Annotated in this window: 11 protein-coding genes; 6 read left to right on the top strand and 5 right to left on the bottom strand. The window is 37.1% G+C overall.

Features of this window, described 5'->3' with window-relative positions; genetic code table 11:
• Nucleotides 1–957: 957 nt before the first annotated feature.
• Nucleotides 958–3456, top strand: a complete 2499-nt coding sequence (locus WFK35_RS11940) for a pectate lyase family protein (protein ID WP_336732800.1) — start codon at nucleotides 958–960, stop codon at nucleotides 3454–3456.
• Between the two features lie 517 nt (nucleotides 3457–3973).
• On the opposite strand, the gene WFK35_RS11935 is transcribed toward WFK35_RS11940, so the two are convergent.
• Nucleotides 3974–4621: a hypothetical protein gene (locus tag WFK35_RS11935; RefSeq protein WP_336732799.1), complete on the bottom strand. Its 648-nt coding sequence runs from the start codon at nucleotides 4619–4621 to the stop codon at nucleotides 3974–3976.
• 38 nt (nucleotides 4622–4659) lie between these two features.
• Here WFK35_RS11935 and WFK35_RS11930 point away from each other — a divergent pair, with 38 nt between their 5' ends.
• Entirely contained in the window at nucleotides 4660–5451 is a 792-nt protein-coding gene (locus WFK35_RS11930) for a GLPGLI family protein (RefSeq protein WP_336732798.1), read from the top strand.
• A gap of 92 nt (nucleotides 5452–5543) precedes the next feature.
• Here WFK35_RS11930 and WFK35_RS11925 read toward each other — a convergent pair whose 3' ends face one another.
• Genes WFK35_RS11925 through WFK35_RS11910 form a run of 4 tightly spaced genes read right to left on the bottom strand, consistent with a single transcriptional unit; the run spans nucleotide 5544 to nucleotide 11221 of the window.
• Nucleotides 5544–6197, bottom strand: coding sequence for a rhomboid family intramembrane serine protease (locus tag WFK35_RS11925; RefSeq protein ID WP_336688765.1), 654 nt, complete (start codon nucleotides 6195–6197; stop codon nucleotides 5544–5546).
• An 11-nt stretch (nucleotides 6198–6208) separates the two neighbouring features.
• Complete coding sequence (locus tag WFK35_RS11920; protein ID WP_336732797.1) at nucleotides 6209–8794, bottom strand: DNA gyrase/topoisomerase IV subunit A; 2586 nt, start codon at nucleotides 8792–8794, stop codon at nucleotides 6209–6211.
• A gap of 8 nt (nucleotides 8795–8802) precedes the next feature.
• Nucleotides 8803–9279: a hypothetical protein gene (locus WFK35_RS11915; protein ID WP_214589987.1), complete on the bottom strand. Its 477-nt coding sequence runs from the start codon at nucleotides 9277–9279 to the stop codon at nucleotides 8803–8805.
• Nucleotides 9280–9331: 52 nt separating this feature from the next.
• Nucleotides 9332–11221, bottom strand: coding sequence for a DNA topoisomerase IV subunit B (locus WFK35_RS11910; protein WP_336732796.1), 1890 nt, complete (start codon nucleotides 11219–11221; stop codon nucleotides 9332–9334).
• A 289-nt stretch (nucleotides 11222–11510) separates the two neighbouring features.
• Between WFK35_RS11910 and WFK35_RS11905 the strand changes: the two genes are divergently transcribed.
• The 4 genes from WFK35_RS11905 to WFK35_RS11890 form a co-directional block, all read left to right on the top strand.
• Nucleotides 11511–12227, top strand: coding sequence for a LytR/AlgR family response regulator transcription factor (locus tag WFK35_RS11905; protein ID WP_336688762.1), 717 nt, complete (start codon nucleotides 11511–11513; stop codon nucleotides 12225–12227).
• A gap of 126 nt (nucleotides 12228–12353) precedes the next feature.
• The gene (locus WFK35_RS11900; RefSeq protein WP_336732795.1) at nucleotides 12354–13514 is read left to right on the top strand and encodes a T9SS type A sorting domain-containing protein; all 1161 of its coding nucleotides are present in this window, start codon (nucleotides 12354–12356) and stop codon (nucleotides 13512–13514) included.
• Between the two features lie 263 nt (nucleotides 13515–13777).
• Complete coding sequence (locus WFK35_RS11895) at nucleotides 13778–14995, top strand: T9SS type A sorting domain-containing protein (RefSeq protein WP_336732794.1); 1218 nt, start codon at nucleotides 13778–13780, stop codon at nucleotides 14993–14995.
• 34 nt (nucleotides 14996–15029) lie between these two features.
• Nucleotides 15030–15842, top strand: an 813-nt coding sequence (locus WFK35_RS11890; RefSeq protein ID WP_336732793.1) for a hypothetical protein, incomplete at its 3' end; no start/stop codon positions are given.

Raw genomic sequence — 15842 nt, 5'->3', positions numbered from 1 at the left:
GGAGGAAGTAACATTGATAGCTGGTGACTATTTAAAGAAAACTCTATGGAGTTTTATCTGTGTAGAGATCATATTCACAAGATATTTGGCGTTCCGTAGGAACGCTATCTTTAGAACATTTGCAGATTTAAAAAAGCAAAATTAGTTTTACCTTAAGCAATCATAACTTAAAGTGAGTACAATGTAAAAGCAATACAAAAACATCAATAGGAATGAACTTTAGCCCATTTCATTTAATAATTAAGAAAACAATTGACTTTAGCTAAAACTGATGTTGATTCTGATTTGAAAACTTTACATCGAATCAAAGACTAACTCAACTTACGGATACAATAGTTTAATGATCATTTCATTTTCAATCTTCTCATATTGAACTCACATTAATTAACTTATAAAAATTCATCTGATCATTGGTCACTTTTGCGCTTAACTAGAAACTTTAATATGATTGTCCGTTATTTGTTATAATTTGAAAAATCTTTGAGTCCTTTGCTGGGTGAATAGTTTATGCTGAGCTTGTCGAAGCACTTTTACGAACTTAAAAACAGTTAGTATATAAAGAATCTTTGCGGGTCCTTTGCGTTAGAAAAAACAGTATGATTAATAGCGGATAATCAAAACTTTAAACAGATTGATCTTTTAAAATTATCCTCGTACAGAAATTTTTCATAAAACTTCAATTAGATTTAACTAATCTTCTTTCAGTTTTTCGTAACAAAATAACTTTTCAGCGTTTATATTAATTTATTGGCAATCCGAAATCCGAAAGTTTTCTTGGGTTATACGATTAAGTTATTTTCAATATATTGCAGCAATCCCTGAATAATAAAGCGTTTTAAAACTTTTTTCAAACAAATTTCACAACAAAAAGATTTAATTTAAATATTTCTATATATTTGTGTGTAATCGATTACACATTATTAAATTAATTCCAAAACCATTAAAAATTTATTAATCATGAAAAAACTCTTTTCATTTTTTATTCTTGTGCTGGGCTCTGTTCTGCTGAATGCACAGGTTACGATTACGCAGGCAACCGGATGGCTGGAAACTGCTTATGTAAAATGGAATCCCGTAAACGGAGCCGACAGTTACAGAGTCTATTACACAGGCGGCGGCTTTACCAACAAAATAATTGATAATCAGTTAATCAGAAATTACGGTTCTTATTTTCGTGCAGATATCTTAGGATTAAGTCCCGGAAGCTACACCATAAAAGTAGCTCCTGTAACGAATAATGTGGAAGGAGCTGCCACAGTTTCGGGCTCGGTTACCGTTCTTCCTCATGACAGAAACGGTTTTGCACACAGCAACGGAAGAATTCCCGGTGCTTACAATCTGGACGGAACGCTAAAAGCCAATGCCGTTGTTCTTTATATAACTCAAAATAATAAAAATACGGTTTCGCTTAATGTAACGGGAGCAACAGCGAATCCATGTGTTGGTTTGCAGACGATTCTGGATGGTTTTAAAAAGGGATATGACACACGTCCTCTCGCCATCAGATTTATAGGAAACATCACCGATCCCAGTTATCTGCTAAACGGAGATGCAGTTGTAGAAAACAAAAATATTGCAGCAAGCTCCATCACACTGGAAGGAGTCGGTTCAGATGCTCTCATCAACGGATGGGGAATCAGGATTAAAAATGCCACCAATATTGAAGTCCGGAATCTTGGTTTTATGCTGACTGATGCTGCGGAAGGAGACAATCTGAGTTTACAGCAGGACAATAGTTATATCTGGGCGCATAACTGCGATCTTTTCTACGGGAAACCGGGAAGTGATGCAGATCAGGTGAAAGGCGACGGTGCTCTGGATGCAAAAAAGTCAACCTACATTACTTTTTCCTACAATCATTTCTGGGATAACGGAAAGAGCTGTCTTCTGGGTTTAAGCGAAGGAACAACTTCGGGATTGTATATTACTTATCACCACAACTGGTTCGATCATTCAGATTCCAGACATCCCAGAGTGAGGTATTATTCTGCGCATGTTTACAACAATTATTATGACGGAAATTCTAAATACGGAATAGGTTCTACATTGGGCTCTTCGGTTTTTGCAGAAGGAAATTATTTCAGAAATGCCAAATATCCGATTCTGGTTTCCAAGCAGGGAACCGATGTTGCCAACGGAGCGGTGGGAACTTTTTCAGGAGAAAACGGAGGCGTTGTAAAGGCTTTTAATAATTTTATGACGGGACAGACCGCTTTTGTTCCTTATAATTCTTCAACAGCATCAATTCATTTCGACGCTTATGTAGCATCCTCAAGAAATGAAATTCTAGGAACCAATATTAAGGCATTACAGGGAAACGGAACGTATAATAATTTCGATACCGACAACTCACTGTACGTTAAAACTCTTGTTCCGGAGGCTCCAGCCGTGGCAAAGGACAAAGTAACGCAATATTCAGGAAGAGTTTCCGGAGGAGATATTAACTGGACTTTCAATAACGCGGTTGATGATACTTCCGATACAGTAAACACAGGCTTGATGGCTTTGCTGCAAAACTACACCTCTTCACTTGTATCGGTGCAGGGAGAAACGGCTGCTCCCGCAAGTTCACAGACTTTAACCATTGCTTCAAATAACGATCAGACGGTGGCTTCGGGAATTGCAATTGCTCCAATGGTATTTACATGGGGAGGAACAGCAACGGATGCTGCCGTAACGGGACTTCCGGCTTCGGGAATCAGTTTTGTTAAAAATACTGCAGCAAAAACAATTACTGTTTCAGGAACTCCAACTGCGGATCTGGATTTTACGGGAACAACGGTAGGTCCTGCGGGAACTCCGGTTTCAGGAACAGGCAGCATTTCGATTACGACCACAGGAAGCAATCCTCAGGGAAATGAGATTCATAATTTTACAACATCCAATTTAACGAGTTCGTTCTACACGTTTACGTCTGCCAATATCAATTCTACGGATGGTTCTGCAACCTATAACGGATTAACTTTAACGAAGAGATTAAAAATAGAATCTGCGACGGCAATTACATATACAACCTCTGCCCCGTCTTCGCTTACGCTTGTGTTTGATCCTTCTTTTAGCGGTACAATTAAGGTGGATAATGTTTCTTATACCGCTTCTTCAGGACTGGTTGCCCTTTCAAATATTCCGGCAGGTTCACATTCCATCACCAAAGGGAGCGTGGCAAATTTATTCTACATTAAAACAGAATATGCTTCGGCAGCCATTTTAGCCGCAAAAGAAAGCAAAGGATCGGATAAGTTAGCCATTTATCCCAATCCTGTTGAAAATTATTTCACCGTTTTAACTTCAGATACGGTGGAAGGGATTACCATTATTAATGACGGAGGTAAAATTATTAAATCTATAAAAGGAAGTATTAAAAATGTTGATGTAAGTGAACTGATCAGCGGAATTTACTTCGTTCAGATCAAAACCAATAAGGAAGTAATTAATCAGAAGATCATTAAAAAATAAATAAAATCAGGTCATTAACATTCTGTTGAGCCGTCTCATTTTTGGGACGGCTTTTTATTTTGAATGTAAATCACTTCTGAAATGATGCAAGGCAAGGCAGATTTAATCTGTATTGAAGCTGATTTTTATTTTATAAAAAGAGCTAAATCATTTTTTTACTGCCTTACTAATCAAAATGCTTGTAAGAAAGCTGGCAAGAGTTCATTCTTATAAAAATTCAAAGTATGCAGTATAGCTTTTTCCGAAGAAAATATCTAATTATTTCACAAAACTGAATCTCTATATAACAATAACTTTATCCAATGTAATAAATAGATGCAGCAGTTTCACAAAAGCATCTTACTATATAACAAAATGAGTTTACCGAGTCAAAAAAACATCTGTACCTTTTACAAAGACATTCATCTTTGTTACAATTTCATCTTACCACTTAACAAAAAAATCTTTTCAAACAAAAACTGCATCTTTCCAAGGAAAAATGCAGAGTGATCATATCGTTATGAAATGTTTCTTAAAATTAATTAGAAGGAGATGTATTTTTAGACACTTTATTCTTTCCAAGGTCTAACGTTTTTCTTGCAATTCGATATCGGCTATGTAAATCCTCATTAGTAATTGTGAATTTCAACATGAGTTGATCTATTTTCTCTAGCTCTATGCCTATATTTTTAAGATTCCCTTTAATCAGCTTTGTGGCATTCTGTGTATCTCCTTTTGCAGTAGATATATCGTAAGCTTTTGCATTAAAAAGGTTAATTTTCTCAAGTAAGGCATCAAGATCTTGGGAAGTTAAATATTGGGGATCTAACAGATTGATATTTTCATTAAGAATATCATAAATATTTGTACTTAGTGCCTTAAGTTCTACACCCGTTTGTCTTACAAGTTTAGACTTGGAAATCTTCAATTGTTTGGCAAGAGACGAATTTTTTCCCGAAAAATAAACCGATGCAGAATTAGCATATACTACAAGATGTTTTATTAAGCTATCTCTATTTATATCTTTTATCTCTGTATGTGCTGTAGTATCTGTAGCCTGTATTACGGCATAATCCTGTAACTGCTGCACAAGTGTTTGAAAAGATGTAATACATTCCTGCAAAGGAATATTGGTAGAAAAAACAGATGATTCATCAATAAAAAACTGTTGGACAGCTTCTGCCATCTTCAGTTTGACTTTTTGAAAATTCATATATTTAAATCATGAAAAAGTTTATTTTAATTATTTGTTTAATTTTATCTACACCTATTTTTTCTCAAGAACTTGAAAACTCTACGATCAAATGCAATTACCTTACAAAATTTTTAATTGATACAACTGATATTTCTACAAAAAAGGAAGAGTTGACTGGTTTATGGATTGGGAAAAACTCTTCACTTTTCAAAAGCGATCAAAAAGCAAAATATGATTCCCTAACTAAAGAATCAACAAAAAAAAGTATGATGAATCCAATAGGAGGGAAAATAATAATTGATTTTTCTAAAATTCCAAGAGCATTTTTTAAACCCGAAGTTTACAAAGTGGGAAATTCGTTAAAAATATTTGATAGGGTATGGAATGTTAATTATGAATATGAATCTGATCAAAAAATTAATTGGACTTTAGTTGATGAAGCTAAAGTTATCAGTACCTATAAGTGTAGAAAAGCAGTTGCAAAATACAGAAATAGAAATATAACAGCATGGTATACAGAAGAAATCCCTATTTCAGAGGGTCCGTATACTTTTAAAGGATTACCGGGGTTGGTTATCGAAGCTTATGACGATAAAGATTTTTTCCATTTTACATTAGTAGATTTAAAAAATCTCAATGAATTAATCGCTCCAATCAGAAACGTAATTAGTACTGATTATCAAAAATTCTTGAAAAAAAGAAAAGATTTTCAAAACGATCCAGCAGGAGCATATTTCGTAGCAACAGGAAAACAAGTTCCAAAAGATGATATTGAAAGGGTAACGAAAATGCACAGAAGCAACAATAATCATTTAGATTAAAGATAGTAAGTTAATTAAATATTGAAAAACATATGGTTTTAAAATAGAAAAGTCAGCAAGATTAATCTGCTGACTTTTTTATAATATATCTTTTATCCAATTCTTTTCTTCACAAAAATCTCATATCCCAAATAAATTAAAGGAAGCGACATGATTCCCAGATACATTGAATTTTCAATCGCCGCCTGTGGCTGATTGGCAACTGCATAAACAAGCCCGAAAAATGCTCCTCCTAAATGGGCGGCATGACCTATATTGTCGTTATAATTGGGATTCAGCATCATATAAACAGAATAGCTGAAATACACAAGTCCAAATATATATCCCGGAATTCCGATCGGAATGAAAAACATATAGATTTCTAAATGCGGAATCAGGGCAATGGATGCGAACAAAATTCCCGAAACTCCTCCACTTGCTCCAATGGCTGAATACCAAGGCTGCCTCTGGTAAACAAATAGAGAAAACATATTTCCCAGCAGGATTGATCCGAAATAAATGATCAGAAAACCCAGATTTCCAAATCCCTGAATAACAACCGGACCGAAAAAATACAAGGTGAGCATATTAAAGACCAGATGCATAATATCGGCATGCAGAAATCCTGAAGAAAGCAAACGGATATATTCTTTCCTGTTTAATATGGCGCCTACGCTGAATTTGTATTTCTCAAAGTTGGCACTTCCCATAGGAGCAGCAAAACTTATTACTGCGGTTATGATGATGATTGCTATTAAAATATTCATTTTTTCAACATTTAATGTTCTGTATTATCATCATTCTGAAACAGGTTTCCAATGGTTCCGTCTTCATCAAATCCCGCTGTTGGTTCGGGATCTTCATATACTTCCGGTTCTTCTTCCACAGGTTCAGGAATGTTGATATTAATGGATTTTACTTTGAATTTGGTAAACTGGTTTCCGATGGCTTTAATTCCCTTCACGGCAATAAATTCATCGATATTCACTTCTTCCGGTTCTCGTTCTTTGCCCTTGTCCTTTGCGAAAATAATTTCGGCAGTAGCTCCGTTGGCAACAATTACATTTTCAATAAACGATTTTGAATGTTCCGAAGGCATAAAAGTCTGCACATTCGGCGTGTTTTCAAATAAAAACCGTTTGATGAAATAAATATCTTTTTCACCATCGTAATAGATGCAGGTTACCGGCTGATTCGGACGCCATTTTTCCAGCACCAGATATTCGTCATCGAAGCGGTTTCCAAGATCAAAGGAAACTAATTTTGCTTCTCCGTTGGTATTGATGGTTAAAATTTTATCATCTCCTTTAAAGCTTCCCAGTAAAGTTCCTCTTCCGTCTGCATTCAGTCTTCTCACCGTATCATCAAACCAGATTCTTCGCGGTGCTAATGTAGAAACGCCTTCTTCTTTCAGATCAACTTTTTTCACGGAATATTTGGTTACCAGATTTCCTTTGGAATCACGACCTTTAATCGCGAGTTCTGAGAAATCGATGTCCATTTTATTTTTTCTGATCCTTGGATTGGGTTTCAGAAGAACCGTCACAGTTTCTGCTTCTCCGTTTGGATTTGCCGAAAAATAAAGCACTTCCGATCCTTTTTTATCCGAAGCCAGAGGATAATCTGTATTTCGGGTAACTCCTGTTACAGAAAAACGCTTCATATAATAAGGTCCTTCTCTTCCTTCGCGGTAGATCATGTTGTAGACCGTTCTTTTATCGTTTTTCTTCCAGATCGCAACATGAAGAATATCTTTTCCGATAAATGTTTTCGCCTCTACTTTTACCACTTTCATGCTTCCGTCTTTTCGGAAGGTAATGATGTCGTCGATATCCGAACAGTCGAACAGATACTGGTCTTTTTTCAGAGACGTTCCGATAAATCCTTCCTCGAAATTGGCGTAGAACTTTTCGTTGGCAACCGCAACTTTTGTTGCATCAATGGTATCAAAAATTCGAAGTTCTGTCTTTCTCTGTCTTTCTTTACCGTATTTTTTCTGAATGTTCAGATAATAATCAATCGCATACTGAATAAGATTCGCAAGATGATGTTTCACCTGCTCGATCTTACCTTCCAGCGCAGCTATATTCTCTTTAAATTTATCTAAATCGAATCTTGAAATTCTCTTGATTCTGATCTCTGTTAATTTTAAAATATCTTCTTCCGTTACAGCCCTTAAAAGATGTTTTGTATGAGGTTTCAATCCTTCATCAATGGTTTTAAGAACCTCTTCCCAGCTTTTAACCTCTTCAATATCGTGATAAATCCTGTATTCAATGAAAATTCTTTCCAATGAAGAGAAATGCCAGCTTTCCTGAAGCTCATGAAGTTCGATCTCCAGTTCTTTTTTAAGCAAAGAAACAGTATGATCCGTGTTCATTTTCAGGATGTCAGAAACATTCATGAACATCGGCTTATCGCCGACAATCACACAGGCATTCGGAGAAATGGTAACCTGACAATCGGTAAAAGCATATAAAGCATCAATCGTTTTATCCGGCGAAACATCATTATGAAGATGGATCAGGATTTCAACTTTATCGGAAGTATTGTCTTCAATTTTTTTGATCTTGATTTTTCCTTTTTCATTGGCTTTAATGATGGAATCAATAAGATCACTTGTCGTTTTTGAGTACGGAAGTTCCGTAATAATCAGCGTGTGTTTATCGTAAGGCGAAATTTTAGCTCTGGCTCTTACCTTTCCGCCTCTGTGTCCGTCGTTGTATTCGGAAACATCCAGATAACCTGCCGTCATAAAATCCGGGAAAAGCTCAAACTTTTTGCCTTTAAGGTAAGCTACGGAAGCATTGATGAGTTCATTAAAATTATGCGGAAGAATCTTTGTAGAAAGTCCGACTCCGATTCCTTCCACACCCTGCGCCAAAAGGAGAGGAAATTTTACGGGAAGATCAATAGGCTCGTTATTTCTGCCGTCATAAGATTTTGCCCATTCCGTTGTTTTCGGATTGAAAACCACTTCCAGTGCAAAAGGTGTTAATCGGGCTTCGATATATCTCGCCGCAGCCGCAGAATCTCCGGTGTAGATGTTTCCCCAGTTTCCCTGAGTATCAATCAACAGTTCTTTCTGGCCGATTCCTACCATGGCATCCGTAATGGAAGCATCACCATGAGGGTGATATTTCATGGTATTTCCCACGATATTGGCAACTTTATTGTAACGTCCGTCTTCCAGCTCCCGCATGGAATGCATGATTCTTCGCTGAACAGGCTTAAAACCGTCATAAACGGAAGGAATTGCCCTGTCTAAAATTACATAAGAAGCATAATCCAGGAACCAGTCTTTATACAGCCCTGAAACCTTTTTTAAGCTTTCGCCCTCATGCGAGTATTCTTCTGTTATCATTTAATTTATTAACTCTTTTTCTCTTTATTGGCTTTAACAACCTTGTTTAAGGAGATTTTTAAATCACTAATTTCTCTTTTGGTAAGATACGAAATTTCATATCTTAAAATAGTAGAACCGCTGTTTTTGCTTGAAATCGTTATATAAAGTCTTTTCATCAAAAAGAGATCAATGACCTCAAATTTCTGCAGTTTATATTTTGGAAATTCGTCGCTTAAAGGTTTTTGCAGAAAGGGAATAATATTCCTGTTTCTGAAATGCAGTGCTTCTCCGTCGCTGTCATATTCAAAAATCTGTCTTCCGTTGAAATAGAAGAACAGAATTAAAATGACGGGAACAATAATAAGCAGGAGATTTTCCTGTCCCAGTACTTTAAACCTGTATTCTTCTAAGATATACGCTCCGATACCTCCGACTAAAAGCATTGCCAATAAGGTACTTATGAAGCTGTAAACCGAAGTCTTATTGCGGTTGCTGAGTCTCATATTAATATTTGTATTAGTGGGTTTATTTGTGTTTTTAAGGTAGTTCTTTTAATTAATTTTCATCTATGACTTCACTCAATATGTCTTTTTTATTTATGTCCGGATCTTCAACTACCAGATTTTCAAGAATAAAAGTTTGCCTGTCCGGAGTGTTCTTTCCCATGTAAAATTCAAGAAGCTGATCAATCGTCTGATCTTTTCCTACGACAACAGGTTCCAGACGGATGTCTTTTCCGATAAAATGCTTGAATTCATCAGGAGAAATTTCTCCCAATCCTTTAAATCGGGTGATCTCAGGATTTCTTCCCAGTTCGTTCAGTGCTTTTATCCTTTCCTGTTCTGTATAGCAGTATCGTGTTTCTTTTTTGTTTCTCACCCTGAATAACGGAGTCTGAAGAATATAAAGGTGACCGTTCTTGATGAGATCCGGAAAGAACTGCAGGAAAAATGTAATCATCAGCAGGCGAATATGCATTCCGTCTACATCGGCATCGGTTGCTATAATTACCTGATTGTACCGAAGATCTTCGAGACTTTCCTCAATATTCAAAGCAGCCTGAAGAAGATTGAATTCTTCGTTTTCGTACACTACTTTTTTAGTTAAACCATAACAGTTCAATGGTTTACCTTTCAGGGAAAATACCGCCTGTGTTTCTACATCTCTGGATTTTGTGATGGATCCTGATGCAGAATCTCCCTCGGTAATGAAGATCTGGGTTTCTCCTTTTCTTTCGTTCTTCTGATCGTTGTAATGCTGTCTGCAGTCGCGAAGTTTTTTGTTATGGAGGGAAACTTTTTTGGCTCTTTCTCTCGCCAGCTTCTGAATTCCTGAAAGTTCTTTTCTTTCTCTTTCCGAGATTAAAATCTTTCTCTGGATCGCTTCTGCCACTTCAGGATTTTTGTGTAAGAAGTTATCTAATTTACTTTTAAGGAAATCAATAACAAAAGTTCTTACGGTGGGTCCGTTCGGTCCGATATCATTGGATCCTAGCTTTGTTTTGGTTTGGGATTCGAAAACCGGTTCTTCCACATTGATGGAAACTGCCGCCACAATGGATTTTCTAACGTCGGAAGCATCAAAATTTTTATTGAAAAACTCACGGATTGTTTTTACATACGCTTCTCTGAAGGCATTTAAATGCGTTCCTCCCTGTGTGGTATTCTGCCCGTTAACAAAAGAAAAATAAGTCTCTGTCTGAGATTTATCGGTGTGTGTAATGGCAACTTCGATATCATTGTCTTTCAGATGAACAATGGGATAAAGCGTTTCGTTTTCCAGCTCTTCATCCAGCAAATCTTTCAGTCCGTTCTCTGAAAAGAAGGTTTCTCCGTTGAAAAGGATTTTTAAGCCGGGATTCAGATACGCATAATTGCGGAGCATTCTTTCAATATACTCTTTTCTGAATTTGAAGTGAAGGAAAATATCCGCATCCGGAATAAAGGAAATCTCGGTTCCGTTTCTGTCTGAGGAGTCTTTTTCTTCAAAATTTTCTGTAATAATACCTCTGGAAAACTCTGCGGCTTTCACCCTCCCGTCGCGGAAAGAACGAACGCGGAAATAATCGGAAAGGGCATTAACTGCTTTTGTACCGACTCCGTTAAGACCTACGGATTTTTTGAAGGCCTTACTGTCGTACTTTCCTCCGGTATTCATTTTGGAAACCGCATCCACTACTTTCCCCAGTGGAATACCGCGTCCGAAATCACGGATCGTGACTTTTCCGTCGTCTAATTTTATTTCAATTCTTTTACCTGCCTTCATCCTGAACTCATCAATGGAGTTGTCCAGAATTTCTTTCAGTAAAATGTAGATACCATCATCGGCGGAAGACCCGTCTCCCAGCTTCCCGATGTACATTCCGGGACGCAGGCGGATGTGTTCCTGCCAATCGAGGGTTCTGATATTATCTTCGGAATAGATCGGATTTATTTCTTGTGACATATGTAATTTCAGCAAACATACAAAAATACGAAATTGAAGAAAATTATCCGAATATTTTAAGTCGTTTTTTTTGTTAATATTCTCCCAAGAATGGCATTATTGATAGAGAAAATCTCAATTTAAATTATTCAACATAAAGTGAAAAAAGTATTTTGTTTTATTTTTTTCGTTAAAATTAACGCAGATTATGTTTCAATTTAATAATTTTAATCATAAAAATAAAATATTATCTTATGACTTAGATCATTTAGCTATTAATATAGAAAACTGAAACCAAAACCAAACTCACATGAAAAATAAATTGAATGCCTTCATCATTGATGACAAGGATGATGGCAAATGCATTTCCCGATTACTGAAAAAGGAATTTCCTGAATTTGAAGTGCATCTTCAGAAGAGCGGTATCCTTTTCGAGCCAGATTATTTCAGCAAGAATTCTCCGGATATTCTATTTGTTGATATTCAGTATTTCGACGATAAGAGTGCGGAAATACTGATGAAGCTGAAAGAAAATGATTTCCCCGTTATATTGGTTACGGAATCTGAAAAATCGGCCATTCAGGCTATAAAAAAAGGGTTTATCCGATATGTTTTTAAACCTTTAAAAAATCTGGATTTTGTTCTCACCGTTAATAAAGCACTTGAAAAATTCAGAAAAAATAAAGCTTCTCATTCTGCAGGTTCTCAAAACAAAATTAATCTTCCCACCCTGCAAGGCTTTAAGCGGGTAAATATTGATGAAATTATACGTTGCGAAGCAGACTCCAACTACACTTCTATTTACCTTTCCGATAAAAGCAAAGTAATGGTTTCGAAAACCTTATGCGATTTTGAAAAAAATCTTTCAGAATATAATTTCTTCAGAATTCATCATAAGCATCTCATCAATCTGGAACATCTGAAAGAATACATCAAAGGAAAAGGCGGACAGGTTGTAATGGCAGACAATTCTGTACTTGATGTTTCTATCCGAAAGAAAAATGAGTTTCTTCATAAAATGGCTTAAAATTCACACATGTTTGAATAATCTACACACTTGCTCATTTTTTGGCTGCAGTTAATCACTTCAAATAGGCCGTTTTGTAATGCTTTATTATTTTTGAGGACAATCCAATCATTAAATATTATCATTATGAAAAAAAGTCTATTACATGCGAAAAATCTTTTTGCAGCAGCAATGATCTTTTCCGGCGGTTTAGTAAATGCACAACAATGGCTAACGACAGGGAACGCAGGAACTACCGCAGGAAACTATGCCGGAACAACAGGAGCAACCGCATTTTATCTGAGAACGAACGGAACTGCAGCGGTTCCCGGACAGGCGATTCTTAATGAATTCGGAAGCTTTATTGTAGATGGAGACAACAATACCAACATTGTAAAATCCAAAGGAAATATTGTCGCCGGTGCAGGTAACACTATCGGAGCAGGATCCGGAAGTTCATTAGCAAGCGGCTGGGGAAATAATTTAGCGGCTGCGGCAGGAGCCAATCTGGTGAGCGGACAGGACAACGTTGTATTGAATAATGCAAGTAAATCTGTTGCTTTAGGGTGGAAAAACGTCATCAGGAATGCCAATCAGTTTGCGATTGGGGTAGGAATTGATCTCGGAAACTTTTATTCGGGAGGATTCGGGATTGATCTTGCGGCAACCGGTGACCGTTCTTTCGTTATCGGATCCGGAACGGGCGGAACAAAACTAACGAACAGTATTCCGCGTTCTATTATGTTTGGTATGTCACCAACTTCCACAATGCTGATCGTAGATCAATATGTCGGTGTAAGAACAACGGCTCCTACGGCTAATTTTCATAGTGTAGGAACAGTACGGTTACAGGGACTTCCTAATGGATCCGGAAGAGCATTGGTTGTGGATAATGACGGAAATGTGATGGTGGCAACAAGTACGATTACACGACAAGCAAATAATGAAACCGATTATCAGATCCAGATTGATGAATTGAAAAATGAAATTAAAGAGCTGAAAGAGCTGTTGAAACAAAATAAAATGAGCGTTGATATGAGCTCAGAAGCCCATGAAGCAAAATTATATCAAAACGCTCCTAATCCCGGAAAAGGCGAAACAATCATCAAATATTATCTTCCAAAAGATACCAAGAATGCCTCCATTGAAATCTATAATGCATCAGGGCAGATGATGAAGACCATTTCCTTAAAAGAAAAAGGAAACGGAAGCATCAGTCTTTCAGGAATGAGAGGCGGTTCTTATGTTTACAGCCTTATTGCAGACGGGAAAATTACAGACTCAAAAAAAATGCTGATTCAGGAATAGTTAATGGTCTTAGATATTTTTTTAATTTTTAAGCTGTCTTCGGGCAGCTTTTAACATTTATTAAAAAATACTTTACACTTACTCAAAATCTTCCCACACTTACTTAATCACCTTAGTGTGATATTATTTTAAATGATACTTTTAAACTATTAACTACATGTAGAAAATAAAACAAACTAAAAGGTGAAAACCAAAATGTATTCAATGAGTATTAATTCTTAAAGTTTTTGTTGGTTTTTGATGTATAAAATCAATTTCGCATCATGGTAAGAATGTATTTTTTAACTCTCTGTTTTCTATTAGGAAGCGTCATGCTTTTCGGGCAAAATCCACCCTGCTCAGATTTTAATGATCCTGTAAATCCTTACGGAAACTGGGCTCCAGCTGCACCGCCCAACGGAAACGTTAGTGTAGGTGTAGATTCTCCCAATCCGCTTGACGGATCACAGTTTCTTGTTATTAAGGATAAATCCGGAGGTTCCTGGTACCAGAACTGGAAAGATTATCAGAATCTGGGAAAATATTTTCTGGGACAGTGTATTTACTTTGATTTTTATCTGGAAAACGACAGTGGCTATGGATTGCCTTATCATCCGTACATTACTATTTCCGACGGAACCAACAGTGCGACGTTTGTTGCGAGCGTAACTGTAACTCCCGGAAGCGGATGGGTTCGTATAAAAGCGCCTATTCAGCTTTCCAGCGGCGGTGTTCTTCCGAGCAATTCCGACGGAGCATGGACGATGAGTCCCGTTAATGCGGCAGTTTTTGATAATATCATCATGAATACTCAGCTTATTGCGATTACTCCGGATATTACCTCTACACAACAGGAAGTTATGTATTTTGATAATATTTGTGTAAAACCTTGTGAAGGCTGTAACGAATGTAACTCTAACTTTAAAATCCAGACCACAACCAGTACATCCGGAAATTATACCACGGCTCAGGTATTTTTAGAAAGCACCAATTCTCCAAGCATGTATAAGGTAGACTGGGGCGACGGAACGACAGGCAACGTACTTACTTCGCATACCTACAACACACCGGGAAGCTACACAGTCTGTGTAACTCAGCTTCAGGGAGACGTACCTAAATGTAAAACCTGCATTTCAATCTGTATTCCGAAACCCGCAGAAGGCGGAAATGCCAGAAATTCGGCTAATCTGAAATCTCCTCTGAAAGATGTGGCAGATGCAGCAAGAGCAGAATCCGGAACAGCCAGCCAACTGGATTATAATCTGGTTCCCAATCCTGCAAAAAATTATGTGGATGTGCAGACTAATCTGGCAAAAAGAGGAAATGTAACCATCAGAATAATGGATGCTTCCGGAAAAATTCTGATCAGTAGTTCTGAAACAGTGGATAGCGGAAAACAAAGCATCAAGATTAATACAGAGAAACTGATTCAGGGAACCTACATCGTAGAAGTGCAGTCTGATAACAGTAAATCTGCACAAAAGCTTTTAATTTCGAAGTAAATTCAGTCAAAACCAACACACAAAATAATATAGCATGAAAACAAATCTAAAAACCGGAGGACTGCTTCTGAGAAGCTTCCAAATCATAAAATCGCAAAGATTACTTTTAGCCATTTTCATCAGTCTGATTTCTTATTCAGAAGTTTCTGCGCATGCTTCTACGATTACAAGAAAATGGTGCGGCGGATTTTTTCACAGAAAATTTGTTGCTCAGGCTCAGACTTCCGCACTTTCTTACACAAAATATGTAACAGGCTATAATTGTATCGGGCAATTTGTAGGATATGGAAATATAGGTTACTGGTCTTCAACCTGCTCCAATGAAAGCAAAGGATGTTCTCGTCCTCAGACAGCCACCTGCAGCAAAAGCGGAACGGTTTACGATCAGGTTTACAATCTTTGTACACTTTCTTTCACAGGTCCCTATGCGTATAACAGCTATGCAAAAGCCGAACACCTTACAAGCGGAATTTATCTTACGCAGACTTCCTCAGGCAGAGGTTCTGCAGGACTTACAGGAAGTTATGCTTTAGATGAAAAGAAGTTCTCCAGACTTGTAGATAATGGTACTTCTTTCGGAGAAATTACCGGCGATGTTACGGTGAATGATAACAATCAGCTTGTTGTTACCAAAATGAACGGAAGAATCAGTATTACTCCGTCTGCAGATTTTTATTCTGACGTAAAAATAGTTGTCATTAAAGAGAACGTTAATATTTCGGATGATGAAGCGCTTGCTAATGAACAGGCTGTCCAAAACGGAACTTATCCCGATGTAGTGTATACCGCAACCGTACATATTTCTAAAAACGGACTTGTGTACGACGGAATTTTTAAAAACGGATTT

The sequence above is a fragment of the Chryseobacterium sp. VD8 genome, from assembly GCF_037149975.1.
In the GTDB taxonomy this organism is placed as follows: Bacteria; Bacteroidota; Bacteroidia; order Flavobacteriales; family Weeksellaceae; genus Chryseobacterium; species Chryseobacterium indicum.
This window is presented reverse-complemented; position numbering and strand designations above follow the sequence as displayed.

Coding starts and splice junctions, on each gene's coding strand:
- WFK35_RS11920 (WP_336732797.1), bottom strand. CDS start 8,794: ATGATAACAGAAGAATACTCGCATGAGGGCGAAAGCTTAAAAAAGGTT.
- WFK35_RS11900 (WP_336732795.1), top strand. CDS start 12,354: ATGAAAAAAAGTCTATTACATGCGAAAAATCTTTTTGCAGCAGCAATG.
- WFK35_RS11895 (WP_336732794.1), top strand. CDS start 13,778: ATGGTAAGAATGTATTTTTTAACTCTCTGTTTTCTATTAGGAAGCGTC.
- WFK35_RS11930 (WP_336732798.1), top strand. CDS start 4,660: ATGAAAAAGTTTATTTTAATTATTTGTTTAATTTTATCTACACCTATT.
- WFK35_RS11940 (WP_336732800.1), top strand. CDS start 958: ATGAAAAAACTCTTTTCATTTTTTATTCTTGTGCTGGGCTCTGTTCTG.
- WFK35_RS11910 (WP_336732796.1), bottom strand. CDS start 11,221: ATGTCACAAGAAATAAATCCGATCTATTCCGAAGATAATATCAGAACC.
- WFK35_RS11905 (WP_336688762.1), top strand. CDS start 11,511: ATGAAAAATAAATTGAATGCCTTCATCATTGATGACAAGGATGATGGC.
- WFK35_RS11935 (WP_336732799.1), bottom strand. CDS start 4,621: ATGGCAGAAGCTGTCCAACAGTTTTTTATTGATGAATCATCTGTTTTT.
- WFK35_RS11925 (WP_336688765.1), bottom strand. CDS start 6,197: ATGAATATTTTAATAGCAATCATCATCATAACCGCAGTAATAAGTTTT.
- WFK35_RS11915 (WP_214589987.1), bottom strand. CDS start 9,279: ATGAGACTCAGCAACCGCAATAAGACTTCGGTTTACAGCTTCATAAGT.